Annotated in this window: 24 protein-coding genes; 7 read left to right on the top strand and 17 right to left on the bottom strand. The window is 63.7% G+C overall.

Annotated features, from left to right (window positions below):
- Positions 1-61 precede the first annotated feature (61 nt).
- On the bottom strand, positions 62-1,366 hold the full coding sequence (locus tag LZ012_RS06030) for a pseudouridine synthase (RefSeq protein WP_275708605.1): 1,305 nt from the start codon (positions 1,364-1,366) through the stop codon (positions 62-64).
- The gene (locus tag LZ012_RS06025) at positions 1,363-1,707 is read right to left on the bottom strand and encodes an FKBP-type peptidyl-prolyl cis-trans isomerase (RefSeq protein ID WP_275708603.1); all 345 of its coding nucleotides are present in this window, start codon (positions 1,705-1,707) and stop codon (positions 1,363-1,365) included. The genes LZ012_RS06030 and LZ012_RS06025 overlap by 4 nt, the downstream gene beginning before the upstream one ends.
- Positions 1,708-1,835: 128 nt before the next feature.
- Here LZ012_RS06025 and rplU point away from each other — a divergent pair, with 128 nt between their 5' ends.
- The 4 genes from rplU (at position 1,836) to proB (ending at position 4,755) form a co-directional block, all read left to right on the top strand.
- On the top strand, positions 1,836-2,147 hold the full coding sequence (gene rplU / locus LZ012_RS06020; protein WP_011289195.1) for a 50S ribosomal protein L21: 312 nt from the start codon (positions 1,836-1,838) through the stop codon (positions 2,145-2,147).
- Between the two features lie 21 nt (positions 2,148-2,168).
- Positions 2,169-2,432 (top strand): 50S ribosomal protein L27, encoded by a 264-nt coding sequence (gene rpmA / locus LZ012_RS06015; protein ID WP_275708601.1) that lies wholly within the window; start codon positions 2,169-2,171, stop codon positions 2,430-2,432.
- Between the two features lie 131 nt (positions 2,433-2,563).
- Positions 2,564-3,640, top strand: a complete 1,077-nt coding sequence (gene cgtA / locus LZ012_RS06010) for an Obg family GTPase CgtA (protein WP_275708599.1) — start codon at positions 2,564-2,566, stop codon at positions 3,638-3,640.
- Positions 3,637-4,755 (top strand): glutamate 5-kinase, encoded by a 1,119-nt coding sequence (gene proB / locus LZ012_RS06005; RefSeq protein WP_275708597.1) that lies wholly within the window; start codon positions 3,637-3,639, stop codon positions 4,753-4,755. Before cgtA ends, proB begins: the two co-directional genes overlap by 4 nt.
- A gap of 97 nt (positions 4,756-4,852) precedes the next feature.
- On the opposite strand, the gene LZ012_RS06000 is transcribed toward proB, so the two are convergent.
- The 5 genes from LZ012_RS06000 to LZ012_RS05980 all read right to left on the bottom strand — a co-directional run bounded on the left by LZ012_RS06000 (position 4,853) and on the right by LZ012_RS05980 (position 9,322).
- On the bottom strand, positions 4,853-5,470 hold the full coding sequence (locus tag LZ012_RS06000; protein ID WP_275708595.1) for an OmpW/AlkL family protein: 618 nt from the start codon (positions 5,468-5,470) through the stop codon (positions 4,853-4,855).
- 179 nt (positions 5,471-5,649) lie between these two features.
- Positions 5,650-6,765: a porin gene (locus tag LZ012_RS05995; RefSeq protein WP_275708593.1), complete on the bottom strand. Its 1,116-nt coding sequence runs from the start codon at positions 6,763-6,765 to the stop codon at positions 5,650-5,652.
- Between the two features lie 171 nt (positions 6,766-6,936).
- Positions 6,937-7,725 (bottom strand): indole-3-glycerol phosphate synthase TrpC, encoded by a 789-nt coding sequence (gene trpC, locus LZ012_RS05990; RefSeq protein ID WP_275708591.1) that lies wholly within the window; start codon positions 7,723-7,725, stop codon positions 6,937-6,939.
- Positions 7,722-8,753, bottom strand: coding sequence for an anthranilate phosphoribosyltransferase (trpD, locus tag LZ012_RS05985; protein ID WP_275708589.1), 1,032 nt, complete (start codon positions 8,751-8,753; stop codon positions 7,722-7,724). The genes trpC and trpD overlap by 4 nt, the downstream gene beginning before the upstream one ends.
- A complete protein-coding gene (locus tag LZ012_RS05980; RefSeq protein ID WP_275708587.1) occupies positions 8,750-9,322 on the bottom strand; it encodes an aminodeoxychorismate/anthranilate synthase component II in 573 nt (190 codons plus the stop codon). The genes trpD and LZ012_RS05980 overlap by 4 nt, the downstream gene beginning before the upstream one ends.
- A 147-nt stretch (positions 9,323-9,469) precedes the next feature.
- Here LZ012_RS05980 and LZ012_RS05975 point away from each other — a divergent pair, with 147 nt between their 5' ends.
- From LZ012_RS05975 to LZ012_RS05965, 3 genes are all read left to right on the top strand, one after another.
- Complete coding sequence (locus LZ012_RS05975) at positions 9,470-10,480, top strand: glycosyltransferase family 2 protein (RefSeq protein WP_275708584.1); 1,011 nt, start codon at positions 9,470-9,472, stop codon at positions 10,478-10,480.
- 249 nt (positions 10,481-10,729) lie between these two features.
- Complete coding sequence (locus LZ012_RS05970) at positions 10,730-11,797, top strand: asparaginase (RefSeq protein ID WP_275708582.1); 1,068 nt, start codon at positions 10,730-10,732, stop codon at positions 11,795-11,797.
- A gap of 154 nt (positions 11,798-11,951) precedes the next feature.
- The gene (locus LZ012_RS05965; RefSeq protein WP_275708580.1) at positions 11,952-13,130 is read left to right on the top strand and encodes a porin; all 1,179 of its coding nucleotides are present in this window, start codon (positions 11,952-11,954) and stop codon (positions 13,128-13,130) included.
- 97 nt (positions 13,131-13,227) lie between these two features.
- Here LZ012_RS05965 and LZ012_RS05960 read toward each other — a convergent pair whose 3' ends face one another.
- The 10 genes from LZ012_RS05960 to pbpC form a co-directional block, all read right to left on the bottom strand.
- A complete protein-coding gene (locus tag LZ012_RS05960; RefSeq protein ID WP_275708578.1) occupies positions 13,228-14,541 on the bottom strand; it encodes a sigma-54-dependent transcriptional regulator in 1,314 nt (437 codons plus the stop codon).
- A complete protein-coding gene (locus tag LZ012_RS05955) occupies positions 14,538-16,454 on the bottom strand; it encodes a sensor histidine kinase (RefSeq protein WP_275708576.1) in 1,917 nt (638 codons plus the stop codon). Before LZ012_RS05955 ends, LZ012_RS05960 begins: the two co-directional genes overlap by 4 nt.
- A 24-nt stretch (positions 16,455-16,478) precedes the next feature.
- Entirely contained in the window at positions 16,479-17,123 is a 645-nt protein-coding gene (locus LZ012_RS05950; protein WP_275708574.1) for a MarC family NAAT transporter, read from the bottom strand.
- 23 nt (positions 17,124-17,146) lie between these two features.
- Positions 17,147-17,875: an amino acid ABC transporter ATP-binding protein gene (locus LZ012_RS05945; RefSeq protein ID WP_275708573.1), complete on the bottom strand. Its 729-nt coding sequence runs from the start codon at positions 17,873-17,875 to the stop codon at positions 17,147-17,149.
- Between the two features lie 22 nt (positions 17,876-17,897).
- The gene (gltK, locus tag LZ012_RS05940; RefSeq protein WP_275708571.1) at positions 17,898-18,578 is read right to left on the bottom strand and encodes a glutamate/aspartate ABC transporter permease GltK; all 681 of its coding nucleotides are present in this window, start codon (positions 18,576-18,578) and stop codon (positions 17,898-17,900) included.
- 1 nt (position 18,579) lies between these two features.
- Positions 18,580-19,317 carry an amino acid ABC transporter permease gene (locus LZ012_RS05935; protein WP_275708568.1) on the bottom strand — a complete coding sequence of 246 codons (738 nt, stop codon included), beginning with the start codon at positions 19,315-19,317 and terminating at the stop codon, positions 18,580-18,582.
- Positions 19,318-19,377: 60 nt separating this feature from the next.
- Positions 19,378-20,265 (bottom strand): glutamate/aspartate ABC transporter substrate-binding protein, encoded by an 888-nt coding sequence (locus LZ012_RS05930; protein ID WP_275708566.1) that lies wholly within the window; start codon positions 20,263-20,265, stop codon positions 19,378-19,380.
- Between the two features lie 253 nt (positions 20,266-20,518).
- Entirely contained in the window at positions 20,519-21,994 is a 1,476-nt protein-coding gene (trpE, locus tag LZ012_RS05925) for an anthranilate synthase component I (protein ID WP_275708564.1), read from the bottom strand.
- A 130-nt stretch (positions 21,995-22,124) separates the two neighbouring features.
- Complete coding sequence (locus LZ012_RS05920) at positions 22,125-22,796, bottom strand: phosphoglycolate phosphatase (RefSeq protein WP_275708562.1); 672 nt, start codon at positions 22,794-22,796, stop codon at positions 22,125-22,127.
- Positions 22,797-22,858: 62 nt separating this feature from the next.
- Positions 22,859-25,201: a penicillin-binding protein 1C gene (gene pbpC, locus LZ012_RS05915; RefSeq protein ID WP_275708560.1), complete on the bottom strand. Its 2,343-nt coding sequence runs from the start codon at positions 25,199-25,201 to the stop codon at positions 22,859-22,861.
- Positions 25,202-25,209 lie beyond the last annotated feature (8 nt).

Raw genomic sequence — 25,209 nt, 5'->3', positions numbered from 1 at the left:
ACGCCGGCTTCAAGCCGGCGTTTTTTTGTTTTCTGAACACCGCCGGAAACCCCGGCCAGTGTCAAAAAGCCTCGTCAGCGCGCAGGAAGCGCCACTGCCCCAGCGGCAGGTCGCCCAGACGGATGCGTCCGATGCGCACCCGTTTCAGGCCTATCACCTTGAGACCGACCAGCTCGCACATGCGGCGGATCTGGCGCTTCTTGCCTTCCTTCAGGATGAAGTGCAGCTGATCCTCGTTCAATTGCTTGACCCAGGCCTGTTTCAACGGCTTGCCGTCGAGTTCCAGGCCGTGGCGCAGCAGGTCGAGCCCGCCCTCGATCATCTCGCCGGAAACGCGAACCAGGTATTCCTTCTCGGCCTCGCTATCCTCGCCAATCAGCCTTTTCGCCACCCGGCCATCGCTGGTCAGCACCAGCAGGCCGGTCGAATCGATATCGAGTCGTCCAGCCGGCGCCAGTCCGCGCAACATCCACGGTTTGAATTCCGGATCGCCCGACTGCACGACCTGGGCCTCCGGCGTAATCAAGGTCACCGCCGGGATGCAGCCCGGTTCCGGTTGTCCGGAGACATAGCCGACCGGCTTGTGGAGCAGGATGGTGACCTGCTTGGCCTGATCCTTCTGCGCTTCCTTCGAAATCGAAATCTCGGCCGACGGATCGATGCGCGAACCCAGCTCGCTGACCGGCTCGCCATTGACGAAGACCCAACCGCGCTCGATCCACAGGTCGGCCTCGCGGCGCGAACACAGGCCGCGCTCGGACATCACCTTGGACAGACGAACGCCTGCCGGCGGCGGCCCCTTGGGCTGCTCAGCCACTTTAGGCGCATCGACCGCTGCGGCCCGATGCGACTTCCACGGGTCTTCAGCCGCCGGACGTGACATCGGCCGGGCTGCAGCGGGTTTGCGCTCCGCCGCCTTGCCCCAGGGATTTTCGTTCGTGCGCTCAGGTGAACGCCCGGATGCTTTAGCCCCATCCCTCGACGCCGTACGGGCGCCGCGATGCGGCTTGCCCGGAGGCTTCGAGCGCGCATCGTCACGCGCTTTTTCGCTGCGCGGCGCGCGAACAGCCTTGGCTTTCGCCTCGGCTTCCTGTTTTTCCTGCAAGGTCTGGCGAACACGCGGCGGACCGCCGCGCAACGGCTTGCGTGCAGGCTTGTCGCCGGCTTCGCGGTCAATTGCAGCCTTGTTGATGCGAAGGGTACCGTCAGCCTTAACCGGCACATCGGCATCAACGGGAGCCGGACAGTTTACCGGCTTTTCCGTAGCAGCAGGCTGCGGCTCGGCAGCAGGCTTCGCTGCCGCAGGAGCCTCAGCCGGGGCATCAGGCTTGCGCCACTTCGCCCAGGGATCGTCGGCAACGCTCATTGCAGATCGAGCAGTTCGACCTCGAAAACCAGCGTGGCGTTCGGCGGAATGACGCCGCCCGCGCCGCGCGCGCCGTAACCGAGTTGCGGCGGAATGGTCAGCTTGCGCGTACCGCCAACCTTCATGCCCTGCACGCCTTCGTCCCAGCCGGCGATCACATGGCGCTGGCCGAGCGGGAACTGGAAGGGATCGTTGCGATCTTTGCTCGAATCGAACTTGCTGCCGTTGGTTAGCCAGCCGGTGTAGTGCACCGTCACGAAATGACCGGCCTTGGCCTCAGCGCCGTTGCCTTCGACGGTATCTTCGTAGATCAGGCCGGAGGCCGTGGTGATTTCAGCCATGAGAAGCTCCTTTGCGAAAGGCGGGAAGTCTACCATAAGCCATTGAAAAGCCTTTGACTTATCAGTATTTCTCCGTATAATGCGCGGTTCTTTGTAGCACCCTTTGTATTAATTTCGGAGTCCAACCCATGTATGCGGTCATAAAAACCGGCGGCAAGCAGTATCGCGTTTCCGCTGGTCAAAAACTTAAAGTAGAACAGATACCGGCAGACGTTGGCGCAGAAGTCACTCTCGACCAGATCCTCATGGTAGGCGAAGGCGAGTCCGTGAAGATCGGCGCCCCCTTCCTTGCTGGCGCCACCGTCAAGTGCACCGTGGTTTCCCACGGCCGCCACGACAAGGTCAAGATCTTCAAGATGCGTCGTCGTAAGCACTACCAGAAGCGTCAAGGCCATCGTCAGAACTACACCGAACTGCGCATCGACACGATCGCTGCCTAAGTTCAGACAAGGAGCTAAAACATGGCACACAAAAAGGCAGGCGGTAGTTCACGTAACGGCCGCGACTCACAAGCTCAACGACTGGGCGTCAAGCGCTACGGCGGTCAATTCGTCCTGGCTGGCAACATCATCGTTCGCCAGCGCGGCACTGAGTTCCACCCGGGCGAAAACGTCGGCTGCGGCAAGGATCACACCCTGTTCGCACTGAAGGACGGCGTGATCCAGTTCACCATCAAGGGCGAAAAGAAGCGCCGCACGGTCTCGATCGTTCCGGCCGCCGAATAAATCGGCCCGGCGGAAATCGAAGAAGCCCTATCCGCCACGGATAGGGCTTTTTTCTTTATTGGCCTGAACTTTCGCCGAGAGTCCAAGCCAATAAAGAACCCAACGCCCCGGCGGGGCAAGAGAGAAACAGCATGAAATTTATCGACGAAGCCAAGATTTACGTAAAAGCCGGCGACGGTGGCAACGGCATCGCCACGTTCCGCCGCGAAAAATACATCCCGATGGGCGGCCCCAATGGTGGCGACGGCGGCAAGGGCGGCAGCGTCTATGTCGTCGCCGACCGCAACATCAACACCCTGGTCGATTACCGCTACACCCGCAAGTTCCTCGGCCAGCGCGGCGAGAACGGTGGCAGCGCCGACTGCTACGGCGCCGGCGGCGAGGACATCGTGCTGCGCATGCCGGTCGGCACGGTCGTCACCGACCTCAACACCGGCGACATCCTGGCCGATCTCGCCGAACACGACCAGAAGGTCCTGATCGCCAAGGGCGGCAAGGGCGGCCTCGGCAACATCCACTTCAAGTCCTCGACCAACCGCGCGCCGCGCCAATGCACCAAGGGTGAACAAGGCGAGGAACACGAACTCGGTCTCGAACTGCGCGTGCTGGCCGACGTCGGCCTGCTCGGCCTGCCCAACGCCGGCAAGAGCACGCTGATCCGCGCCATTTCCGCCGCCCGCCCGAAGGTGGCCGACTACCCCTTCACCACGCTGCACCCCAATCTTGGCGTCGTCCGCGTCGGCGCCGAAAAGAGCTTCGTTGTTGCCGACGTACCCGGCCTGATCGAAGGCGCAGCCGACGGCGCCGGCCTCGGCATCCGCTTCCTCAAGCATCTGCAGCGCACTCGCATCCTGCTCCACCTCGTCGATATCGCCCCGATCGATCCGGGCGCCAACCCGGTGCGCGATGCCAAGGCCATCGTCGGCGAACTCGCCAAACACGACCCGGAACTGGTTGAAAAACCGCGCTGGCTGATCCTCAACAAACTCGACCTGATCCCGGAAGAAGACCGCGAAAAGGCGATCAAGGACTTCCTGAAGGCCTACAAGAAAGCCACCAAGTACGACGGTCCGGTTTTCCCGATTACCGCCATCAACGGCGAAGGCACCAAGCCGCTGATCTACGCCATCCAGGAAGCCCTCGAACAGATGGCCGTTCCGGAGATCGCCGACGATGAGGACGAAGAAGGGACGGCGGAAGAAGCATGAGCCAGACCCGCCTCGCCAACGCCAAACGCCTGGTCGTCAAGGTCGGCTCGGCATTGGTCACCAATAACGGCACCGGCCTTGACCTCGCCGCAATTAACGACTGGGCGCGGCAAATTGCCCAGCTACGCGACCAGAAGCGGGAAATCGTCCTTGTCTCCTCGGGCGCCGTCGCTTGCGGCGTGCAGCGCCTGGGCTGGGACCGCCGCCCAAAGACGGTGCACGAAAAGCAGGCCGCCGCCGCCGTCGGCCAGGCCGGGCTGGTCGAGGCCTACGAAGCAGCCTTCAACAAGCACGGCATGCACACCGCGCAAATCCTACTCACCCATGACGACCTGGCCGACCGCAAACGCTACCTGAACGCCCGCTCGACACTGACCACCCTGCTCGAACTCGGTGTCGTACCGATCATCAACGAGAACGACACCGTCGTTACCGACGAAATCAAGTTCGGCGACAACGATACGCTCGGCGCCCTAGTTGCCAACCTGCTCGAGGCCGACGCGTTGATCATCCTGACCGACCAGAAAGGCCTGTACACAGCCGACCCGCGCAAGGATGCGAATGCCACGCTGATCCAGGAGGCCGTCGCCGGCGACGAATCGCTGGAAGCCATGGCCGGCGGCGCCGGTAGCCGTGTCGGCACCGGCGGCATGATCACCAAGGTGATCGCAGCCAAACGTGCCGCCCGCAGCGGCGCCCACACCGCCATCGCCAGCGGTCACGAAACCGATCCGATCGCCCGTCTCGCGACCGGCGAACTGGTCGGCACCCTGTTGATTTCGCAAACCCCGCCGCTAACCGCCCGCAAGCAATGGCTGGCCGATCACCTACAACTGGCCGGTCGCCTAATGCTGGACGCTGGCGCCGTCGAAGCCCTGCGCGCCGGCAAAAGTCTGCTCCCGATCGGCGTCACGGCAGTCGACGGCGAGTTCGAGCGCGGCGCAGCAGTCGCCTGCATCAGCCCGGAAGGCCGCGAAATCGCCCGTGGCCTGAGCAACTATGGCAGCGGCGAAGCCCGCCTCATCGCCCGCAAGACGACGGCCGACATCGAGAGTATTCTCGGTTATGTCGACGAACCGGAAATCATTCATCGGGACAACCTGATCCTGTCCTGACACCCAAAATAAAGCCCCGGAATTCCGGGGCTTTTCATGGGCTACGCAACAAAACGGGCGCCGAAGCGCCCGTAGATTCCTGTCGAAAGGGAATCGATCAGAAGCGGTAGGTCACACCGACGCCTGCCGTAACCGGGCTCAGGTTCAGGTTACCGAGCTTGGAGCCACCGGCATACACGTCGGTATCCATCTTGATGTACTTGACGTCGACGTTCAGGCCGATGTTCTTGGTGAACATGTAGTCGAAGCCGACTTGACCAGCCAGGCCCCAGCTGCTGCGCTCGACGGACGCGACGCCGCCCAGGATATTGTTGGTGTTGTAGAAGAAGGTGTAGTTCACCCCGGCACCAACGTAGGGCTTGAAGGCACCCAGTTCGGTAAAGTGGTACTGCAGCAACAGGGAGGGCGGCAGCGCCTTGATGGTGCCTTGCTTGACGCCGGCGATCTTGATATCAACTTCCTGCGGATAGGTCAGAACCAGTTCAGCCGCCAGATTCTTGGTAAAGAAATACGACAGATCGATTTCCGGAATCCACAGGTTGTCAGCCTCAACCTTGGCCCCCACCGTCCGATCCAGACCATCCTTCTGGCCGTTCTTGAAGTCGATATAGACGGCACGCGCCCGGACCATGAACGAGCCTTCGTCAGCCTTGACGACAGGCGCCGACAGAACGCCGGTAGCAACCAGTGCAGCAACCAGAATCTTCTTAGACATACACCACTCCCTTTTTGTTAGAAAAGGGGATGCTACATCCGTAGTAACTAGTTATTTTGACCTATGTCAACAACCACACTTCTAGCATGGCTTCTATACAACCCGGTGAGTAAATCACAACATACAAACAAAAACGGGAGCCGAAGCTCCCGTTTCATTTCCAAACTGGTTAAACCAGATTAGAAAGCGTGGTTGATACCAACACCCCAAATGGAAGCGTGACCACCAGAGGACGGGATAACGAAGTTACCATCGGCATAGGTCGGAGCGGCCGGAGCAACAGCATTATTGGTAACGCTACGCGAACCAGTATCGCCGTTGCTGACGCGGTTGTAACCAGCGTACAGCTTGGTGCGCTTGGACAGACCATGGGTGTAAGCCAGCGAGAACGAAGACTGGTTATCGTCAGCAGTGGTGCTAGCATACTTCAGGCGAGCGTAAGTAGCATGGACAGCGCCGGTAGCGGTGGTCGGAACAGAAACGCCAACTTGCCAGGTCTTGTCAGACTTGCCAGTTGCAGCAGCTTCGGCCTTCTGGTTTTGATAGGAAGCGAACAGCTTGGCGACTTGGAAGTCATAAGAACCGCCCAGGCCCCATTCGCGAACGTCGTCTTCGGCAACGGATGCGTTAGCGTTAACACGGGTATAGATGGCGGTTGCATTCAGGCCAGCGACCTTGTAATTGACGCTGCCCAGATAAGCATTGCTATCACGACCGTTCGGATTGGTAGCGGTGTTATTACGGGATTCGGTCAGGCGAGCGGTATTCAGGGCAACGGTCACGCCGGCGAAGGTCGGCGAGATGTAAGCAACAGCGTTGTTAGCGCGGCCGGTGGAACCGCAGGACAGCAGAGTGCGACCGTTCAGCTTGTCGTTGGTGGCGAAAGCACCGCCAGCCAGCGGGTTGACCGAGCAAGCCCAGTCATAACCGGCGGTCTGCAGACGACCACCAACCAGGGTGCCGTAGTTGCTGGTCAGGCCAACAAATTGCTGGCGAGCAACGGTGCTGGACCACGGAGCGTCGGCAGAACCGAGAGCAGCGTTGTCATCCATGGCCAGAGCGTATTCCAGGGTGAACAGCGCCTTCAGGCCGTTGCCCAGATCCTCGACACCCTTGAAACCGATACGGGAACCAGCCAGGCCACCGGATTCAATAGAGTTAACACCCTTAGCGCCGCTACCAGAAGCGTGCAAGTAGGCCACGTCAGCAACACCGTAGATGGTGACGTTGGATTGAGCGAAAGCAGCGGTAGAAGCCAGGCCAGCGATGGCCAGGGCAATAATCTTCTTTTGCATCAGAAAAATCTCCTTAGTGGTTAGTTTTTGGTTTGACCTGTAGGCCAGACCAAGCTTTACCTCTCGGATCGAGAAGTTGCAACGATTGTCGCAAGGGCCATATGACCAAGCAATCGGTCTTTGCGTTGCTGCGACGCTTTTGGCAGGTTTTGTTGTTTTAGCGCAACACGCTCAAACGAATAGACGAGCCAGTTCGACACCCGGCTCCGGGGCACGCATGAAAGCCTCGCCGACCAGGAAAGTTTCGACCTGGTTGGCACGCATCAGGGCAACATCTTCGGGCTTCAGGATGCCGCTTTCGGTGACGACGATGCGATCGTCGGGAATCCGCGATAGCAAGCCGAGCGTTGTATCGAGCGTAACCTCGAAGGTGCGCAGGTTGCGGTTGTTGATGCCGAGCAGCGGTGTCTTCAGTTGCAGCGCGACATCCAGCTCTTCACCGTTGTGCACTTCGACCAGTACGGCCATGCCGTAGCCCATGGCCTGCGCTTCGAGGGCCTGCATTTCGGCCAGGTTCAAGGCAGCGGCGATGAGCAGGATGCAGTCCGCCCCCATCGCCCGCGCTTCGGCGACCTGATAGGCGTCGACCATGAAGTCCTTGCGCAACACCGGCAAGGCACAGGCGGCGCGGGCAGCCTGCAGATATTCCGGGCAGCCCTGGAAGTAGTGGCGATCGGTCAGCACGGACAGACAGGCCGCGCCATGCTGTTCATAGCTGCGGGCGATTTCCGCCGGCCGGAAATCCGGACGGATTACTCCTTTCGAGGGACTGGCCTTCTTGATTTCGGCTATGACAGCCGGACGGCCAGCGGCAATCTTGTTGCGGATGGCACCGACAAAATCCCGGGTGGCCGATTGCGCAGCCGCCTCGGCCTCGACAACGGCGAGCGGCTTGACGGCGAGCGCAGTGGCGACTTCTTCGCGTTTGGTGGCGATGATCTTGTTGAGGATATCGCTCATGACTTAGTGCCCAGACGTTGTGTGCATTGCACGAACTGATCGAGCTTGGCGCGTGCCGCGCCGCTGGCGATGGCTTCCCGAGCCCGGGTGATGCCATCGCCGATGCTGTCGGCGACATTGGCGACATAAAGTGCGGCGCCGGCATTCAGGCAGACGATCTCGCGCGCCGGCCCAGGCTTGTTGGCGAGAACGCCGAGCAGCATTTCGCGGGATTCGCCGGCGCTGCCGACGCGCAGGTTGCGCAAGGACTGCATCTGCACACCGTAATCTTCAGGGTGAATCTCGTATTCGCGGATTTCGCCGTCCTTCAATTCGCCGACCATGGTGGCGGCCCCCAGCGAAATTTCGTCGAGACAATCCTTGCCATGCACCACCAGCACGCGTTCGGCGCCGAGGCGCTGCATGACGCGCACGAGGATGCCGACCAAGTCGGGATGGAAGACGCCCATCAGGGTATTGGGGGCGCCAGCCGGATTGGTCAGCGGACCGAGGATATTGAACAGGGTACGCACCCCCATTTCGCGGCGCACCGGAGCGACGTGCTTCATCGCGCTATGGTGGTTCGGCGCAAACATGAAGCCGAAGCCGGTTTCGGCGATACAGGCGGCAACCTGCTCGGGCGACAGCATGATGTTGGCGCCGATCGCTTCCAGCACGTCGGCGCTGCCGGAACTGGACGACACGCTGCGCCCGCCGTGCTTGGCCACCTTGCCACCGGCGGCAGCGACGACGAAGGCCGAGGTCGAGGAAATGTTGAAACTGTGCGCTGCATCGCCGCCAGTGCCGACGATATCGACGAAATGCTTGTCGTAGGGCACCTTGACCGGCGTCGCCAACTCGCGCATCACGGATGCGGCAGCAGCGATCTCGCCGATGGTCTCCTTCTTGACGCGCAGGCCAGTGATGATGGCGGCGATCATGACCGGCGTGACTTCGCCGCTCATGATCTGGCGCATCAGGGAAACCATTTCGTCATGGAAGATTTCGCGGTGTTCGATGACGCGCTGCAGGGCGGCTTGCGGGGTCATTGCTTGTGTTCCTCGAGGAAGTTCTTGAGCAGATCATGGCCGCGCTCGGTCAGGATCGATTCGGGGTGAAACTGGACCCCCTCGACGGCCAGCGTCTTGTGGCGCACGCCCATGATTTCGTCGTCATCGGTCCACGCGGTGATTTCCAGGCAATCGGGCAGCGATTCGCGCTCGATGGCCAGCGAGTGATAGCGGGTGCAGGTCAGCGGGTTGGGCAGGCCGCGGAAGACGCCGATATCCTTGTGGTGCACCGGCGACACCTTGCCGTGCATCAGTTGCTTGGCATGCACGATCTTGCCGCCGAAGGCTTCACCGATGGCCTGATGGCCGAGGCAGACGCCGAGCAACGGTATCTTGCCGGCGAATTCCTTGATGGCCGCCAGCGAAACGCCGGCCTGGGCCGGGGCGCAGGGGCCGGGGGAAATCACCAGGTATTCGGGCTTCAAGCGGGCGATCTCGGCCAGCGTGATTGCATCGTTGCGGAAAACCTTCACATCCTGGCCCAGCTCGCCGAAGTACTGGACGATGTTGTAGGTGAAGCTATCGTAGTTGTCGATCATCAGCAGCATGCTGTTGATTCCTTGCCTGTTTCGTAAGCTCTAAATTCTACCTTATGGACTACCGTTCGACGTGCCCCGAACACGCCAGAACGACGGCAAACCATGGCCGGCGATCCCGTTCGGGTTAAAATGCGCCCTTTCCAGCCGGATTCGCCCATGACCGCCGCCCTTGCCATCCCTCCGCACAGCCTGTCCATCGTCGTCCCGTTCTACAACGAGGAAGACAATATTGCGCCGCTGGTCAAGCGGGTGCATGAGGCGCTAGTCGGTTACGAGCATCCGTGGGAACTGGTCCTGGTCGATGACGGCAGCAGCGATGCGACGGTCGAGCGCGCCTTGCAGAGCGCCCGCGAATACGGCCCGCACGTCCGCATCGTCGAACTAACCCGCAATTTCAAGCAGACGGCGGCCATGCAGGCCGGCCTCGATGCGGCGCGCGGCGACGTGATCGTGACCATGGACGGCGACCTGCAGAACGATCCGATCGACATCCCGCGCATGGTCGCTCGCCTGCTCAACGAGGATCTCGACCTGGTCGCCGGCTGGCGCCAGAACCGCCAGGACGGCCTCTTCCTGCGCAAAATCCCGTCCAAGATCGCCAACCGCCTGATCGCCCGCATGACCGGCGTCAAGCTGCGCGACTATGGCTGCAGCCTGAAGGCCTATCGCGGCGATGTGATCAAGCGCGTCCGCCTGTATGGCGAGATGCACCGCTTCATCCCGGCCTGGATGGCCACCGTCACCACGCCGCGCCGCATCGCCGAGGAAGCGACGACGCATCACCCGCGCACGGCCGGCGTGTCGAAATACGGCATTTCGCGCACCTTCCGCGTCATCCTCGACCTGATCGCCGTCTATTTCTTCATGCGCTTCCGCGCCCGCCCCGGCCATTTCTTCGGCAGCATCGGCCTGGCGCTGACCGCCCTCTCCGGACTGGTCCTCGGCTGGCTGGGCTGGGTCAAGTTCGGCCTCGGCGAATCGATCGGCGGCCGCCCGCTGCTCATCGTCGGCATCGGCACCCTGATCGCCGGCGTGCACTTCATCACCACCGGCGTGCTGTCCGAACTGCTCGCCCGCATCTATTTCGAATCGGGCACCGTGCTGTCCTATTCCGCCCGCCAGACCCCGGCGCTGGCTATCGACGAGGCCTGGCACAAGCCGGATTGATCCTCGGGGGGTACGCTCAACGTGCCCCAACCAATCTGGTGATATCGGAAACCCGAGGCCGTGGGGCAGCGCTCCCACGGCACACCGACAGCTCATCACCGGAGCATGGCCGAAGGCTCGGCCACCCTGCCCCGTCAAATCAATGACTTGACGCGTCTCCGATCTGCCCGCCTCGGCTGGCACGCCACGTGCAATGCAGATGGCACGGAACCGACCTCCGGTTTCCACTCAGATCAACAAGGAGACTCAATGAACCTGAACCGCAAGCTTTCCCGTTGCCTGCTCGTCGCCGCCGGCCTGCTCGCATCCGTCGCCGCCTGGGCCGGGCTGCCCAACGTCGTCATCCTGGCCACCGGCGGCACCATTGCCGGCGCCGGCGCCGAAGCGACCAACAGCGCCACCTACCAGGCCGCCAAGGTGCCGGTCGACAAACTGATTGCCGGCGTCCCCGAATTGGCCAAGGTGGCCAGCGTACGCGGCGAGCAGGTTTTTCAGATCGCTTCCGAAAGCTTGGCCAACGAGCAGTTGCTCGCCCTCGCCAAGCGCGTTGCCGCCCTCTCCAAGCAAGGCGACGTGGACGGCATCGTCGTCACCCACGGCACCGATACCCTCGAGGAAACCGCCTACTTCCTGAACCTGGTCGTGCATAGCGACAAGCCCATCGTGGTCGTCGGCTCGATGCGCCCGGGCACCGCCATGTCGGCCGACGGCATGCTCAACCTGTTCAACGCGGTGAGCGTGGCCGCCAGCCAGGATGCCCGCGGCAAGGGCGTACTGGTCGCCATGAACGACGAACTGAACAGCGGCCGCGACGTTGCCAAGATGATCAACATCAAGACCGAAGCCTTCAAGAGCCCGTGGGGCCCGCTCGGCATGGTGGTCGAAGGCAAGAACTACTGGTTCCGCCTGCCGGCCAAGCGCCATACGGTCAATTCCGAATTCGACATCGACAAGATCGCCAGCCTGCCGCTGGTCGAAATCGCCTACGGCCAGGGCAATGCCAACGACACCGCCTATCGCGCCTTTGCCGACAAGGGCGCCAAGGCCATCATCCACGCCGGCACCGGCAACGGCTCGGTGAGCAACCGCGTCGTCCCCGCCCTGCGCGAACTGCGCGGCAAGGGCGTGCAGATCATCCGCTCATCGCACGTCAATGCCGGCGGCTTCGTCGTGCGCAATGCCGAACAGCCGGACGACAAGTACGACTGGATCGTCGCCCACGACCTGAACCCGCAGAAGGCACGCATCCTGGCCGCTGTAGCGCTGACCAAGACCAGCGACAGCAAGGAACTGCAGCGCATTTTCTGGGAATACTGAGTTCCCGCCCCTGCCTCACCCCACTAGCAAACACTAGATCGCCCGGGCCGGCCGTGATGCCGGCCTGAGCGCAAGCTCCCCTGCCCGACCGCACATGCTGCAGCGCTTCGCTGCCGGCAGGGAGGCATTCATTCCGAGAATAAGGATCAAGCACATGAAGAAAATCGTTATTGCCCTGGCCGGTGCCGGCCTGATCGCCAGCCTGTCCCCGCTCACCGCTCAGGCCAGCGAACTGGACGACATGAAACAGGCCCTGCAGAAACTACAGGACCGGATCGCCCAACTCGAGGCCAAGAAGGAAGAGCCGCGCCCGGCGGCGAACAGCGTTCCCCTGCTCTCCGGCACGGCGCTGGGCGGCAACCCGAGCGCCACGCTCTACGGCAAGCTCGACCTGTTCACCGAATACAACTCCGGCGGCAACAAGGGCGACCGCCTCGCCCTCGAATCCGGCGGCCTCAACGGCAGCCGCCTGGGGGTCAAGGGCGGCGCCGACATCAAGGACGGCCTGCGTGCCATCTACCAGTTGGAAGCCGGCTTCTTCGCCAACAAGGGCACCCTCGCCCAGGGCGGCCGCTTCTTCGGCCGCCAGGCCTACGCCGGCGTCGAAAGCACGACCTGGGGCCGCCTGACCGCCGGGCGCCAGTATTCGCCGATGTACAACAGCGTCATCGCCTACGACGCCTTCGAACAGGGCTACGGCTCGCCGACCACCGACGGCAACGTCAGCACCGGCGGCACTCGCTTCGACAGCGCCCTCGTTTACGCCACGCCAACCTGGGCCGGTCTGAGCGCCACCGCCATGCTGGCCTTGGGCGGCGAAACCGGCAAGAGCTCGGACGCCGCCGCGCTGGCGGTCAATTACGAAAACGGCCCGCTCGGCCTGACCTGCGCCTACCAGCGCGACGACCACAACGGCACGGCAACGGCGGTGGTCAAGAACGCCTTTGTCGGCGCCAGCTACCAGGTCCGCAACACCAAGCTGCTGGCCGGTTTCGGCCGGGCGACGACCGACAACGACAACGGGATCAACACCGCTCGCCGGGAATGGATGGTCGGCAGCCGCACCGCCGCCACCCCCACCGGCCAGTTGCTGCTCGCCTACGCCGAGGGGCGCACCGCGGATGCGAGCCCGAACGACAAGGGACGCGTCGCCACCGCCGGCTGGGTGGAAAGCATCAGTGCCCAGTCGCGCGTCTATGGCATCGTCTCGGCGCACAAGAACGCCGCCGGCTCGGCCCTGGTTCCGATGGGCACCAGCTCCGCCGGCAACTACGTGGTCAATCCTGGCGACTCGGCCTACGGCTTGGCGCTGGGCTATCAGTACGCCTTCTAAGCGCGTCGCCTAAACGAAACGGTGGTTGCCGTGCTGACTTGATCGGCATGGCAACGCCCGCTGGCGGCGAAGAGACCTACCCCCGCCAAGCCATCGTTCAAATCAAGCCGTATTTCTTCAGCTTGTCGTGCAGCGTGGTACGGGCGATGCGCAGCGCATCGGCCGTACGCTGGATATTGCCCTGCTGGCGCGAAAACTCGTCGTCGATCAGCAAACGCTCGTAGTTCTCGACCGCCTCGGTCAGCGATGGCGCTTCGCTGGCGCCGATGACCTGGCCGCCGATGCCGAGCACATGGCAGTCGGCGGCGTTGCGCAATTCGCGGATATTGCCTGGCCAGTCCTGAGCCATCAGACGGCGCAGGGTTTCCGGGGTCAGGGGTGGCGGCGGCCGGTTGTAGCGTTTGGCCGCCTGGAGCAGGAAGCTGTCGTAGAGCGCCGGAATGTCCTCGCGCCGTTCGCGCAGCGGCGGCAGTTCGATGCGCACCACATTGAGCCGGTAATACAGGTCGGCGCGGAACTTGCCCTGCTCCGACCAAACTTTCAGGTCTTCCTTGCTGGCCGCGACGACGCGGCAGTTCACCGGAATCAGCTGGTTCGAGCCCAGGCGCTCGATCACCCGTTCCTGTAGTACGCGCAACAGCTTGATCTGCATGTTCATCGGCATGCTTTCCAGCTCGTCGAGGAACAGCGTGCCGCCGCTGGCGTACTCGATCTTGCCGATGCGCCGCTTCTGCGCACCGGTGAAGGCACCCTGCTCATGGCCGAACAGCTCGCTGTCGAGCAGGTTGTCGGCCATGCCGCCGCAGTTGATGGCGACGTAGTTTTCCTGGCCGGGGCGCGCCAGGTCGTGCAGGCAGCGGGCGACCATTTCCTTGCCGGTCCCCGTTTCACCGACGATCAGCACATCGACCGCCGCAGTGGCAACATCGAGAATCAGGCGGCGCACCTTCTGCATCTGCGGCGAACGGCCGATCAGGCGCGCTTCCAGGTCGTCGCGGTAATCCAGGCGGCGGCGCAGGGACTCGACCTCGAGGACCAGTTCGCGCTTCTCCAGCGCCCGCCGCACGACGTCGACCAGGTCGTCGATGGAAAACGGCTTCTGCATGAAGTCGTAGGCGCCGTTGCGCATGGCCTCGACGGCGAGGGTGACATCGCCGTGCCCGGTGATGATGATCACCGGCAGGTCGGCGTCCTTGTCGCGCACCCGGCACAGCAGATCCATGCCGCTCATGCCCGGCAGGCGCATGTCGGTGACGATGATGCCGGGGAAATCCGGGGTCAGGCGGCGCTCGGCTTCTTCGGCCGAGGCGGTGGCGACGACCGGGATGCCGGCCAGTTGCAGCGCCTGCTCGCAGCCGAGGCGGACATTCGGGTCGTCCTCGACGAGCAGGACTTGCAGGGGCATTTTCATGATGGTTTTTCCTGGTCTTCGCCGGTAAAGGGCGGCAACAGCACGACGAAGCGCGCCCCGCCGCCCGGCGCGGGGCCGGCCAGCAGGTCGCCCCCGAAATCGCGCAGGATGTCGCGCGAAATGGTCAAGCCAAGCCCCAGGCCCTCGCCCGGCTGCTTGGTCGTAAAGAAAGGCTCGAACAGGCGGGTCAGTGCCTCTTCCGTAAATCCGAAGCCGCTATCGGCAACCGCCAGCGCCAGTTGCCCGGAACTGGCCCGATCGACCGAGAAGGAAAGTCGGCGCACCGCCTCGCCCTGCATGGCGTCGAGCGCGTTGCCAATCAGGTTGACCAGCACCTGCTGAAGGCGATTGCGGTCGCACCAGGCGATCCAGGCGCCGGATGCCAAATTGCGGTCTACCGTGACGCCCTCCCGGCGCAGGCGGGCATCGAACAGGAAGAGCGCCCCATCCACGGCCTGCGCCACGTCGACCGCCGAATTGACGGCCGGCGACTTGCGGGCGAAGGTCTTCAACTGGCCGATGATGTTGCCCATCTGCTCGATCAACTGTTCGACGATGGCCATGTTCTTCTCGGTGGTCGCCATGTCGCCGCGCCGCATGAATTCGACGGCGTTGGCGGCCAGGGCGCGGATCGCCCCGAGCGGCTGGCTCAGCTCATGGGTGATGCCGGTGGCCATCTGCCCGAGCACTGCCAGCTTGGCCGCCTGCACCAGCTCGTCCTGGGCGGCGCGCAGGATCTGTTCGGCGCGCTGGCGTTCGCCCACCTCGCGCTGCAGGCCGGCGACGGCGTCCGACAGATCGGCCGTACGTTCCTCGACCTTGCGTTCGAGTTCCTGGTTGGCCCGTTCGAGCAAGGCCCGCGCCTCTTCCCGGCCGCGCGCCAGACGCCGGCGCTGACGGGCGTAGAGGACACCGAGCAACAGGCAGCCGAAGGCGGCGACGCTGAGGGCGGCATGGGTGGCGGCCTGCACACCGACCGGGCGCAGGTCGGAAAAGACCACGATGCGCCACGCCGTTCCCGGCAGGTTGCGCGACAGGGCCAGATACTGGCGCTCGCCCTTGACCCCCTGCAAGTCGCCGCGCAGGTGCTTGGGCAGGCGGACCAGCACGCCGTCTCCGGCCCCGCTCAGGTCGATATCGAGGCTGAGTTCGCCGAGCGGGTGGCCGGCAAACTGCTGGCGCCCGATCTGGTCCAGGGCCGCATGTTCCTTCGGCTGCAGCGTCGCATAGCGCCACTCGGGCGGCGAGGCGAGGAGGACCACGTCGTTGCTATCGACGATCAGGGCCGGGGCCTCCTGGGCCAGCCAGCGCCGTTCCAGCTCGTGCAGGCCGGACTTGACGACGGCGACGCCGATCACCCGCCAATCCTGCTTTTCGTCGCGCACCGGCAGGGCGAAGTAATAGCCGGGCTCCTGGCGCACCGAATCGACCGCGTAATGGCGGGCCGGCGTGCCCTGCACTGCGTTGCGGAAAAACGGCATGTAGGACAGATCGGCGCCCAGCAGGTTGTCGGAAAATATCCAGTCGCTGGAGGCGACGACGCGACCGCTGGTGTCGAGCACGAAAATGGCCGGGCCGCCCAGGTGGTCATTCAGTTTCTGCAGGAAATGGTTGGCCGCCGCCTGATGGACATCCTGCTCTTCGGCCGGCGCCCGCAGCAGGGTGAGAATGTCCGGATTCAGCTCGACAGCACTGGGAATCGAGGCGTGGCGGGTGACTTCGCTATCGATCGCCGAGGCCAGGATGTCCAGCTGGTGGCTGGCGGCATCGCGCATCCGCTCGATTCCGAAATGCTCCGACAGGCGATAGGAGAAAAGGCCGAGCAGCAACAGGACGACCAGCAGCACGGCCAGGCCGAGCGCCCGATGCGGTTGCGGCAGGGTGGTCGGTAATAAGGCTTTGGGACGGTTCATGCTCGGTGCTGCACGGCGGGGCCGCTAAGCGCCAGCCATGAAAGTGCGCACCCCGGAGCCGACGAACTGGACGCCGATGCAGACCAGCAGGAAGCCGGTCAGGCGGGCCACGACGTTGAGGCCCTCGGCACCGAGATGGCGCGACACCCAGCGCGCCGAATGGAGGACCAGCCAGATCACCAGGCAGGTGATGGCAATGCTGGCCACGGTCGCGGCATAGGCGGTGACGCGGCGCATGCCGCCGGACAGTTCGGCGATCTCCGACGAAATACCGATCACCGTCGCCAGCGCCCCCGGCCCGGCGATGCCCGGCATGGCCAGCGGGAAGAAGGCGAAGCTGCCGTTGCCGCCGGCCGGCGCGGCGTCACTGGTGCCGAACAGCATGCGGTAGCCGATGAGCGCCACGGTCAGGCCGCCGGCGATGCGCAGGGCGCCGAAAGAAATGCCGAAGGCCTCGAGAATGAAGACGCCGGCGAACAAGCCTACGGTCAGCAGCAAAAACCCGTAAAAACAGGCGCGCCGCGCTTCCCGCGACGTGGCGCCGACCTCGAGGTCGGCCGCCAGCGACAGGAAGACCGGAATCTTCGACAACGGATTGGTGATCGTCAGCAGGCTGATCAGCCCGCCGAGAAAAAAGCTGATCGCCAGCCGGTTCAGGCTATCTACCATGTTCGACTATGCCCCGGGCGCGCTCAGTGGTGCAGGATCTTGGCGAGGAAGTGCTGCGCCCGCTGCGAACGCGGATTGGCGAAGAACGTCTCCTTGCTGTCGTCCTCGACGATGGCGCCCTGGTCCATGAAGATGACGCGGTCGGCCACCCGCTTGGCGAAGCCCATTTCATGCGTCACGCACATCATGGTCATGCCTTCGTGGGCCAGTTCGGTCATCACGTCGAGCACTTCGTTGACCATTTCCGGGTCCAGGGCCGAAGTCGGCTCGTCGAACAGCATGCAGATCGGGTCCATGGCCAGCGCCCGCGCAATCGCCACGCGCTGCTGCTGGCCGCCCGACAGCTGGCCGGGGTATTTGGCGGCGTGCGCCTTGAGGCCGACCCGGTCGAGCAGCTTGAGCCCCTTGTCCATGGCTTCATCCTGGCTGCGGCCGAGCACCTTGACTTGGGCGATGGCCAGGTTCTGGGTGATGCTCATGTGCGGGAACAACTCGAAGTTCTGGAACACCATGCCGACGCGGGCGCGCAGCTTGGACAGGTTGGTCTTGGGGTCGCCGACCGAGGTGCCGTCGACAATGATTTCGCCGGACTGGAAGGGTTCCAGGCCATTGACGCACTTGATCAGCGTCGACTTGCCGGAGCCGGACGGACCGCAGACGACGATGACCTCGCCCTTGGCGACCGAAGTGGTGCATTCCTTGAGCACCTGGAAACTACCGTAATGCTTGCTGACGTTGGCGATCTGGATCATGGGATGTCTCCTTGGGCGGCGCTCAGGCCGGGGTGTATTTTTTCTGCAGACGCTTGACGATCTGCGATGCGGCGAAGCAGATGACGAAATAGACGGCGCCGGCGAAGAGCAGCAGTTCGACCAGCCGGCCGTCGCGGTCGCCGACCTTGTAGGCGGCGCCGAAGAAGTCGGCGAGGGCCGAGACATAGACCAGCGAGGTGTCCTGGAACAGGATGATGGCCTGGGTCAGGAGCAGCGGCACCATGTTGCGGAAGGCCTGCGGCAGAACGACCAGGCGCATGGCCTGGGCGTAGGTCATGCCCAGCGCCGAGGCGGCGGCGACCTGTCCCTTCGGCACGCTCTGGATGCCGGCGCGGATGATTTCCGAGTAATAGGCCGACTCGAACAGCGCAAAGCCCATCATCGCCGAACTGAGGCGCAGGTCGCTGCCCGGCGGGAAGTCGAGCAGGGTCTCGATGAAGCGCGGCACGATCAGGAAGAACCAGAGCAACACCATGACCAAGGGCACGGCGCGGAACAGGTTGACATAGCCGGCGGCGAACCACGACAGCGGCTTGACCGACGACAGGCGCATCATGGCCAGCAGGGTGCCCCAGACGATGCCGACAACCACCGCCTGGATGGTGATGGCCAGCGAAATCTTCATGCCGTCCCACAGGAAGGGCAAGGCGCCAGGGATGGAGGACCAGTCGAATTCGTACATTTCACTTCCCTCCGATATAGCCAGGCACCGCGATGCGCTTCTCGAAGCGGTGCATCAGAGTCATCACGGTGACGTTGATGATGATGTAGGACAGCGTCACGGCAATGAAGGATTCGTAGGGCTGGGCGGTGTAATCGACCAGCTGACGGCCCTGGGCGGCCAGTTCGAGCAGGCCGATGGTCGAGCAGACGGCGGAATTCTTGAAGATATTGAGAAATTCCGAAGTCAGCGGCGGGACGACCAGGCGGAAGGCCATCGGCAGCATCACGAAGCGGTAGGTCTGCGGCAGCGTGAAGCCAAGCGCCAGACCGGCATTCTTCTGCCCCCTGGGCAGCGAGTTGATGCCGGCGCGTACCTGTTCGGCGACCCGGGCGCTGGTGAACAGACCGAGGCAGACCACCGAGGCGAGGAACTGCTGCAACACCGGGTTGGCCTGCTTGAAGGCATTGCCGATACTGGCCGGCAACAGTTCGGGCAGCACGAAATACCAGATGAACAGTTGCACCAGCAGCGGCACGTTGCGGAACAGCTCGACATACGCCGTGGCGATGCCGGCCAGCGTCTTGTTCGGCACCGTGCGCAGGACGCCGACCAGCGCGCCGAGCAGCAGCGCCAGGACCCAGGCGGTCAAGGACAGCGCGATGGTCATTTTGAAGCCGGCGAACATCCAGCCCAGATAGGTGTCGTCACCCGAAGCCGACGGCTGCAGGAAGACGCCCCAATTCCATTGGTAGCTCATGCTTACCCCCTTTCCCGAAGTTTCACCCCGGGGTGCCGGGCACCCCGGAATGCGCCGGAATTACTCGAAAGCCTTGTCGTTCGGAGCCTTCATCAAGGCCTTCATGTCGTCGGAGAGCGGCATGTTGAGGTTCAGGCCCTTGGGCGGGATCGGATTGAGAAACCACTTGGCGTAGATCTTTTCGGCGTCGCCGGAAGTCAGCGCCTTGGTCAGCGCGGCATCGACCACCTTCTTGAAACCCGGATCGTCCTTGCGCAGCATGCAGCCATAGGCTTCTTTCGACTGGGCCGCACCGACCACCGCCCAGTCGCCCGGCTTCTTGGCCTTGGCCATTTCGCCGTAGAGCAGCGCATCGTCCATCATGAAGGCGACCGCACGGCCGGTTTCCAGCGTCAGGAAGGATTCGCCGTGATCCTTGGCGGAAATCACGTTCATCTTCATCTGCTTGTCTTCGTTCATCTTGCGGATCAGGCGCTCCGACGTCGTACCGGCGGTGGTCACGACGTTCTTGCCGGCCAGATCGGGGAAGTCCTTGATGCCGGAATCCTTCTTGGTCATCAGCTTGGTGCCGATGACGAAAATGCTGGTCGAGAAGGCGACTTGCTTCTGGCGTTCGGTGTTGTTGGTCGTCGAGCCGCACTCGATATCGACAGTGCCGTTCTGCACCAGCGTGATGCGATTGGCGGAGGTGACCGGCATCAGCTTGGTGTCGAGCTTGGCCAGCTTGAGCTCGCTCTTGATCGCATCGACCACCTTCAGCATCAACTCCTGCGAATAGCCGATGACCTGCTGCTTGTCGTCATAGTAGGAAAAGGGAATCGAGGATTCGCGATGGCCCAGCGTGATGCTGCCGGCGTCCTTGATCTTCTTCAGGGTCTGGGACTCCTGCGCCATGGCGGAGGCGGAGCAGGCTGCCAATACGGCAGCGGCGATAACGATGCGTTTCATTTTATAGGTCTCCTCAAATGCGAAGCCGCCCTCGGCTACGTTGCTTCATCATACGCACATGCCATGCCAAGAACAACGGAAACGAAAGTCGTCATAAGCAGCTGTTTTTAAAAAGATTTAATGGCAAAAAACGAAGCCAACCGTCGGTTTTCCGACAGCGCGCTCCTACAGCCATCGGTTTCCCGACAGCCAACAGGCCAGGACCATGAAAAAAGCCGCCCGTGGGCGGCTTTTTCGACTGGCAGTGCAGGCTTCAGTTGAAGCGGGTATCGAGCCCCTGCTCGGCCAGTTCGGCGGCGCGCAGCACGGCGCGGGCCTTGTTCTGGGTTTCCTGCCATTCCGATTCGGGATTCGAATCGGCGACGATGCCGGCGCCGGCCTGGACGTGGAGCTTGTGGTCCTTGATGACGCCGGTGCGGATGGCGATGGCGACGTCCATGTCGCCGTTGAAGCTGAGGTAGCCGACCGAACCGGCATAGATACCGCGCTTGACCGGTTCCAGTTCGTCGATGATTTCCATGGCCCGCACCTTGGGGGCACCGGACACGGTGCCCGCCGGGAAGGTGGCGCGCAGCACGTCAAGGGCGTCGAGGCCCGGCTGCAGCTTACCTTCGACGTTGGACACGATATGCATCACGTGCGAGTAACGCTCGACAATCATGTTCTCGGTCAGCTTCACCGAACCGACGCGGGCGACACGGCCGCAGTCGTTGCGGCCGAGGTCGAGCAACTGGGTGTGCTCGGCGCGCTCCTTCTCGTCGGCCAGCAGTTCGGTGGCGAGTGCGGCATCCTCTTCCGGCGAGGCCCCGCGCTTGCGCGTGCCGGCAATCGGCCGCACCGTGACCCGCTCGCCTTCGAGGCGGACGAGGATTTCCGGCGAAGCGCCGACCACGTGGTAGTCCTCGAAGTCGAAATAGAACATGTAGGGCGACGGATTCAGGCTGCGCAGGGTGCGGTAGAGTGCCAGCGGGCTGGCCTGGAAGGGCTTGGTCATGCGCTGCGACAGCACCACCTGCATGATGTCGCCCTCGGTGATGTAGCTCTTGGCCTTGAGCACGGCCTGCTTGAAGGCGGCTTCGCCGAAGGTGGACACCGCCGGCTCGGAATGCACCGGCTGTTCGCAGGGCAGAGTGACCGGGGTGCGCAGCTTGCCGAGCAGTTCCTTCAAGCGGCTGCGCGCCTTCTGGTAGGCGCCAGGGAAGCCGGGCTCGGCATAGACGATCAGGGTCAGCTTGCCGGACAGGTTGTCGACGACGGCCAGTTCCTCGGAGAGCAACAAGCCGATGTCCGGCGTGCCGATTTCATCCGGCTTGTGGGTACGGGTCAGGCGGGTTTCGACATAGCGCACGGTGTCGTAGCCGAAACAGCCGACCAGGCCGCCGCAGAAGCGCGGCAGGCCGCTCGCCGGCGGGGCGCGGAAGCGCTGCATGTACTTGCCGATGAAGTCGAGCGGATTGGTGTCGTCCTCGCGCTCGGCAATGCGGTTGCCGGTCAGCACCAGCACCTGGTGGCCATTGACCACGATGCGGGTCGAGGCGGCCAGGCCGATGATCGAGTAGCGGCCGAAGCGCTCGCCGCCCTGCACCGATTCGAGCAGGTAAGTATAAGGACCGTTGGCCAGCTTCATGTAGATCGACAGCGGGGTGTCGAGATCGGCAAACGTCTCCAGCGAAACGGGGATACGGTTGTAACCTTGCGCGGCCAGCGCGTTGAATTCGGTTTCAGTCATGGGAAGCCTCGAAAATGACAGGGTGTTGCAAAACTGGGTGCGCCGGAGTAGCGCCAGACGGACGAGCGGTCAGGGACGCCAGCGGCGCCAACGAAGCTCGATGTTCCAGTGATGCAAGGTCGTCATTTCGTCAGGAGGTCTTGAAAGTGAGCGCCTGCCGGTGGGCGGCAAACAGGTCGGATACTAGCGCATCGCAATCGGCACTGTCCACCGGCTTGCCCTCGTTGTAGCCGTACGGCACGCAGTAGGTTGGGCAGCCGGCGGCGCGGGCGGCGTGGATGTCGTTTTCCGAATCGCCGATATGCAGATTGCGATCCGGGCGCACGCCGAACAGGCGGCAGGCATGCAGGATGGGCTCCGGGTGCGGCTTCTTGTGCGCCGTAGTGTCGCCGGAGACGACGACGTCAAAATAGTCGGCCATCCCCATGCGTTCGAGCAGCGCCTCGGTGAACATGCCCGGCTTGTTGGTCACCACGCCCATTTTCAGGCCGCCGGCTTTCCACGCTTGGAGGCCCTCGATGACACCCGGGTAGACCTGGGTGAAACGGCCATTGACCTCGGTGTAATGGCGCTTGAACGATTCGATGGCGGCGTGCAGCGCCTCGGCGGTCGGCGCCTTGTCGTGCGTCAGGCAGCGTTCGACGAGCACGGCCATGCCCTTGCCGACGAAACTGTGCACCTCGGCCTGGGTGCGTTGCGGGGCGCCGACTTCGTCGAGCATCAGACGGCAGGCCTCGGCGAGATCGGCAATGGTATCGAGCAAGGTGCCGTCGAGATCGAAGGTGACGGATTGGAAATGCATGGCAGTCATCCGGAGGGCTAAGGGGTCAGCCGCGAGTATATAGCGGGCACCGTGGCGGACAGTTAACGAACGCTGAAGCTGACCCGGTCGAAGCGCCCCTGCTCGTCCATGACCGTGATATCAACCCGCCCCGACTCGCTCAGGCGATGGATGAAGGGCAGGTGCGCCGGGCGATGGCCGGCCAACCGACCATTGATCAGCCAATACACCGGCCCGCGCTGGCCACGGACTTCCAGGCGCAGGACAGGGTCCTGATCGGGGCGAACGCGCTTGATCACTTCGCCAGAGGTAACGCCGGAAATGCGCAAGCCGGCTTCCGGGTCGGACTGTCGCCGGCAGGCGGGGTCCCAGGCCGGCGGCAGGGCCTTGCGCGCCAAATCACCGCCCAGCCATGGCTCAAGCGCCGCCGGCCAGCGCACAGCGTCGATCTTCCGGCGCGGTCGGTCGGTGCATTCTGCCGTGGTGCGCAAGCCGCTGCGAGCATCGACTTCGTAGCTGTAGCGCGCCTCGCCGCTGCGCAAGCGGTCGGCAAAAGTCGGCGGCGCGGTGTCGTTGAGCAGCCAAGCCAGGGCCTGCCGCTGACACAGCCCTTCCTCGGCCGGATCGTAGCGGGTACCGAGTGGCCAGCAGATTTTCTCCTGGCGCACCGACAGCGGAGGCGTCCGCTGGGCCGGCGCCTGCTGATCGAGGGCGCTGAAGATATCGACCAGCAGCGGGGCCGCGATATTGGCTCCGAAGAAGCCAGGATTGGGCGTGCCGTCCGGGCGGCCGATCCACACGCCGACGGTCAGGCGGTCGGACACGCCGATCGACCAGGCATCGCGAAAACCGAAGCTGGTCCCGGTCTTCCACGCGATGCCGCGCCGAATGCCGCTGCCGGCCTCGACGGCGCGGCCGACCGGACCGCCGGATTCGAGTATGTCGCGGATGATGAAGGCCGCCCCCGCCGACAGCATGCGCTGCTCGACCCTGGGTGCCTCCGGCGTATAGCGCGGCTTGCCGGAAACCCCTTGGCGGGCAAAGGCGGTGTAGGCGCCGACCAGCTGTTCGAGGGTCGTCCCCGCACCGCCGAGGATGACCGCCAGGTTAGGCGACTCGCCCTTGGGGAAATCGAGCTTCAGGCCGCCCCGGCGCAAGGCGGCGACGAAGCGGTTCGGGTCGAGGCGGTCGAGTACTTCGACGGCCGGCACGTTGAGCGACTTGGTCAGCGCTTCGGAAACGCTGACCGGCCCGTGGAAGCTTTGCTGGAAATTGCCCGGCTGGTAGCCGCCGAAGGATTGCGGCACGTCGCCGAGCAGGGATTCGGAGTGGATCAGCCCCTCGTCGATGGCCAGGCCGTAGAGGAAGGGCTTGAGCGTGGAACCCGGCGAGCGCGAGGCGCGCACCATGTCGACATGGGCGAAGCGGTCGGCATCGGAAAAATCGGCCGAACCGGCGTAGGCCCGCACTTCCAGCGTCTCGTTGTCGACGACCAGGACGGCCATCGAGACGCGGGGCGGCAAGCCGGCCAGGCGGTTGGCGAGCAGCAATTCGACCGTCTGCTGGGCCTGGGCATCGAGCGTGGTATCGATGCGCTGGCGCCCAGCCGCCTCCTTGCGCAGCCGTTCAGCCAGCAGCGGCGCCAGCAGCGGATCGCGCACGGTCTGGGCGACCACTGGCTCCTGCAGCGCATCGCCGATGTCGGCGGCCGACCACACGCCGGCCATGCGCTGCAGCACCTTGTCGCGCGCCTGGCGAGCGCGCGCCGGCTGGCGGTCCGGGCGCAGGCGGGACGGCGCCTGCGGCAGCACGGCGAGCAACGCGGCATCGGCATGGCTCAAGCGCCGGGCCGGCTTGCCGAGATAGGCCCGGCTGGCCGCCTCGACGCCTTCGAGGACGCCGCCCATCGGCGCGTAATTGACGTAGATGCCGAGAATTTCGTCCTTGGAGTAATGCGCTTCGAGCTGCACGGCGCGCACGATCTGCCGCAGCTTGCCGGGCAGCGTACGCGGTATCGGTTCGAGGATGCGCGCCACCTGCATGGTCAGCGTCGAGCCGCCGGAGACGATCTCGCCATGGCGCAACCATTGCCAGCCGGCACGGGCCAGGGCCAGCGGATTGACCCCGGGATGCCAGCGGAACCAGCGGTCTTCATAGCCTTCCAGCGCGGCGAGATAGAGCGGCGAGACATCACTGAGCGCGACCGGATGGCGCCAGACATGGTCGCGATCGGGAAAGGCCCGCAACGGCGTGCCGTCGCGGGCGACGATGAGCAAGGCATGCGGCGCATCGCGCCCGGGCACCGGCGGCGGGAAAACCGCATCGAGAACGACCAGCGCGAGCAGCAAAGCCAGCCCAATCAGCCAGGCCCGGCGCCGGCGCAACAGGCCATGCAGGCGCTGGCGCCGGATGTGCGGCCAGCTCAAGCGCGGCA

The organism is Dechloromonas hankyongensis (genome assembly GCF_022012295.1).
GTDB classification, from domain to species: Bacteria; Pseudomonadota; Gammaproteobacteria; order Burkholderiales; family Rhodocyclaceae; genus Azonexus; species Azonexus hankyongensis.
The sequence above is the reverse complement of the archived record's forward strand: the minus strand, read 5'-3'. Positions and strand labels throughout refer to the sequence as shown.

Excerpts from the sequence above, each read along its gene's own strand:
- LZ012_RS05935 (WP_275708568.1), bottom strand. The coding sequence starts at position 19,317 with ATGAGCTACCAATGGAATTGGGGCGTCTTCCTGCAGCCGTCGGCTTCG.
- LZ012_RS05930 (WP_275708566.1), bottom strand. The coding sequence starts at position 20,265 with ATGAAACGCATCGTTATCGCCGCTGCCGTATTGGCAGCCTGCTCCGCC.
- LZ012_RS05955 (WP_275708576.1), bottom strand. The coding sequence starts at position 16,454 with ATGAACCGTCCCAAAGCCTTATTACCGACCACCCTGCCGCAACCGCAT.
- LZ012_RS05995 (WP_275708593.1), bottom strand. The coding sequence starts at position 6,765 with ATGCAAAAGAAGATTATTGCCCTGGCCATCGCTGGCCTGGCTTCTACC.
- LZ012_RS06000 (WP_275708595.1), bottom strand. The coding sequence starts at position 5,470 with ATGTCTAAGAAGATTCTGGTTGCTGCACTGGTTGCTACCGGCGTTCTG.
- rplU (WP_011289195.1), top strand. The coding sequence starts at position 1,836 with ATGTATGCGGTCATAAAAACCGGCGGCAAGCAGTATCGCGTTTCCGCT.
- trpE (WP_275708564.1), bottom strand. The coding sequence starts at position 21,994 with ATGACTGAAACCGAATTCAACGCGCTGGCCGCGCAAGGTTACAACCGT.
- trpC (WP_275708591.1), bottom strand. The coding sequence starts at position 7,725 with ATGAGCGATATCCTCAACAAGATCATCGCCACCAAACGCGAAGAAGTC.
- LZ012_RS05970 (WP_275708582.1), top strand. The coding sequence starts at position 10,730 with ATGAACCTGAACCGCAAGCTTTCCCGTTGCCTGCTCGTCGCCGCCGGC.
- proB (WP_275708597.1), top strand. The coding sequence starts at position 3,637 with ATGAGCCAGACCCGCCTCGCCAACGCCAAACGCCTGGTCGTCAAGGTC.
- LZ012_RS06030 (WP_275708605.1), bottom strand. The coding sequence starts at position 1,366 with ATGAGCGTTGCCGACGATCCCTGGGCGAAGTGGCGCAAGCCTGATGCC.
- LZ012_RS05920 (WP_275708562.1), bottom strand. The coding sequence starts at position 22,796 with ATGCATTTCCAATCCGTCACCTTCGATCTCGACGGCACCTTGCTCGAT.
- LZ012_RS05945 (WP_275708573.1), bottom strand. The coding sequence starts at position 17,875 with ATGATCCAGATCGCCAACGTCAGCAAGCATTACGGTAGTTTCCAGGTG.
- LZ012_RS06025 (WP_275708603.1), bottom strand. The coding sequence starts at position 1,707 with ATGGCTGAAATCACCACGGCCTCCGGCCTGATCTACGAAGATACCGTC.
- LZ012_RS05975 (WP_275708584.1), top strand. The coding sequence starts at position 9,470 with ATGACCGCCGCCCTTGCCATCCCTCCGCACAGCCTGTCCATCGTCGTC.
- LZ012_RS05960 (WP_275708578.1), bottom strand. The coding sequence starts at position 14,541 with ATGAAAATGCCCCTGCAAGTCCTGCTCGTCGAGGACGACCCGAATGTC.
- cgtA (WP_275708599.1), top strand. The coding sequence starts at position 2,564 with ATGAAATTTATCGACGAAGCCAAGATTTACGTAAAAGCCGGCGACGGT.
- gltK (WP_275708571.1), bottom strand. The coding sequence starts at position 18,578 with ATGTACGAATTCGACTGGTCCTCCATCCCTGGCGCCTTGCCCTTCCTG.
- LZ012_RS05965 (WP_275708580.1), top strand. The coding sequence starts at position 11,952 with ATGAAGAAAATCGTTATTGCCCTGGCCGGTGCCGGCCTGATCGCCAGC.
- rpmA (WP_275708601.1), top strand. The coding sequence starts at position 2,169 with ATGGCACACAAAAAGGCAGGCGGTAGTTCACGTAACGGCCGCGACTCA.
- trpD (WP_275708589.1), bottom strand. The coding sequence starts at position 8,753 with ATGACCCCGCAAGCCGCCCTGCAGCGCGTCATCGAACACCGCGAAATC.
- LZ012_RS05950 (WP_275708574.1), bottom strand. The coding sequence starts at position 17,123 with ATGGTAGATAGCCTGAACCGGCTGGCGATCAGCTTTTTTCTCGGCGGG.
- LZ012_RS05980 (WP_275708587.1), bottom strand. The coding sequence starts at position 9,322 with ATGCTGCTGATGATCGACAACTACGATAGCTTCACCTACAACATCGTC.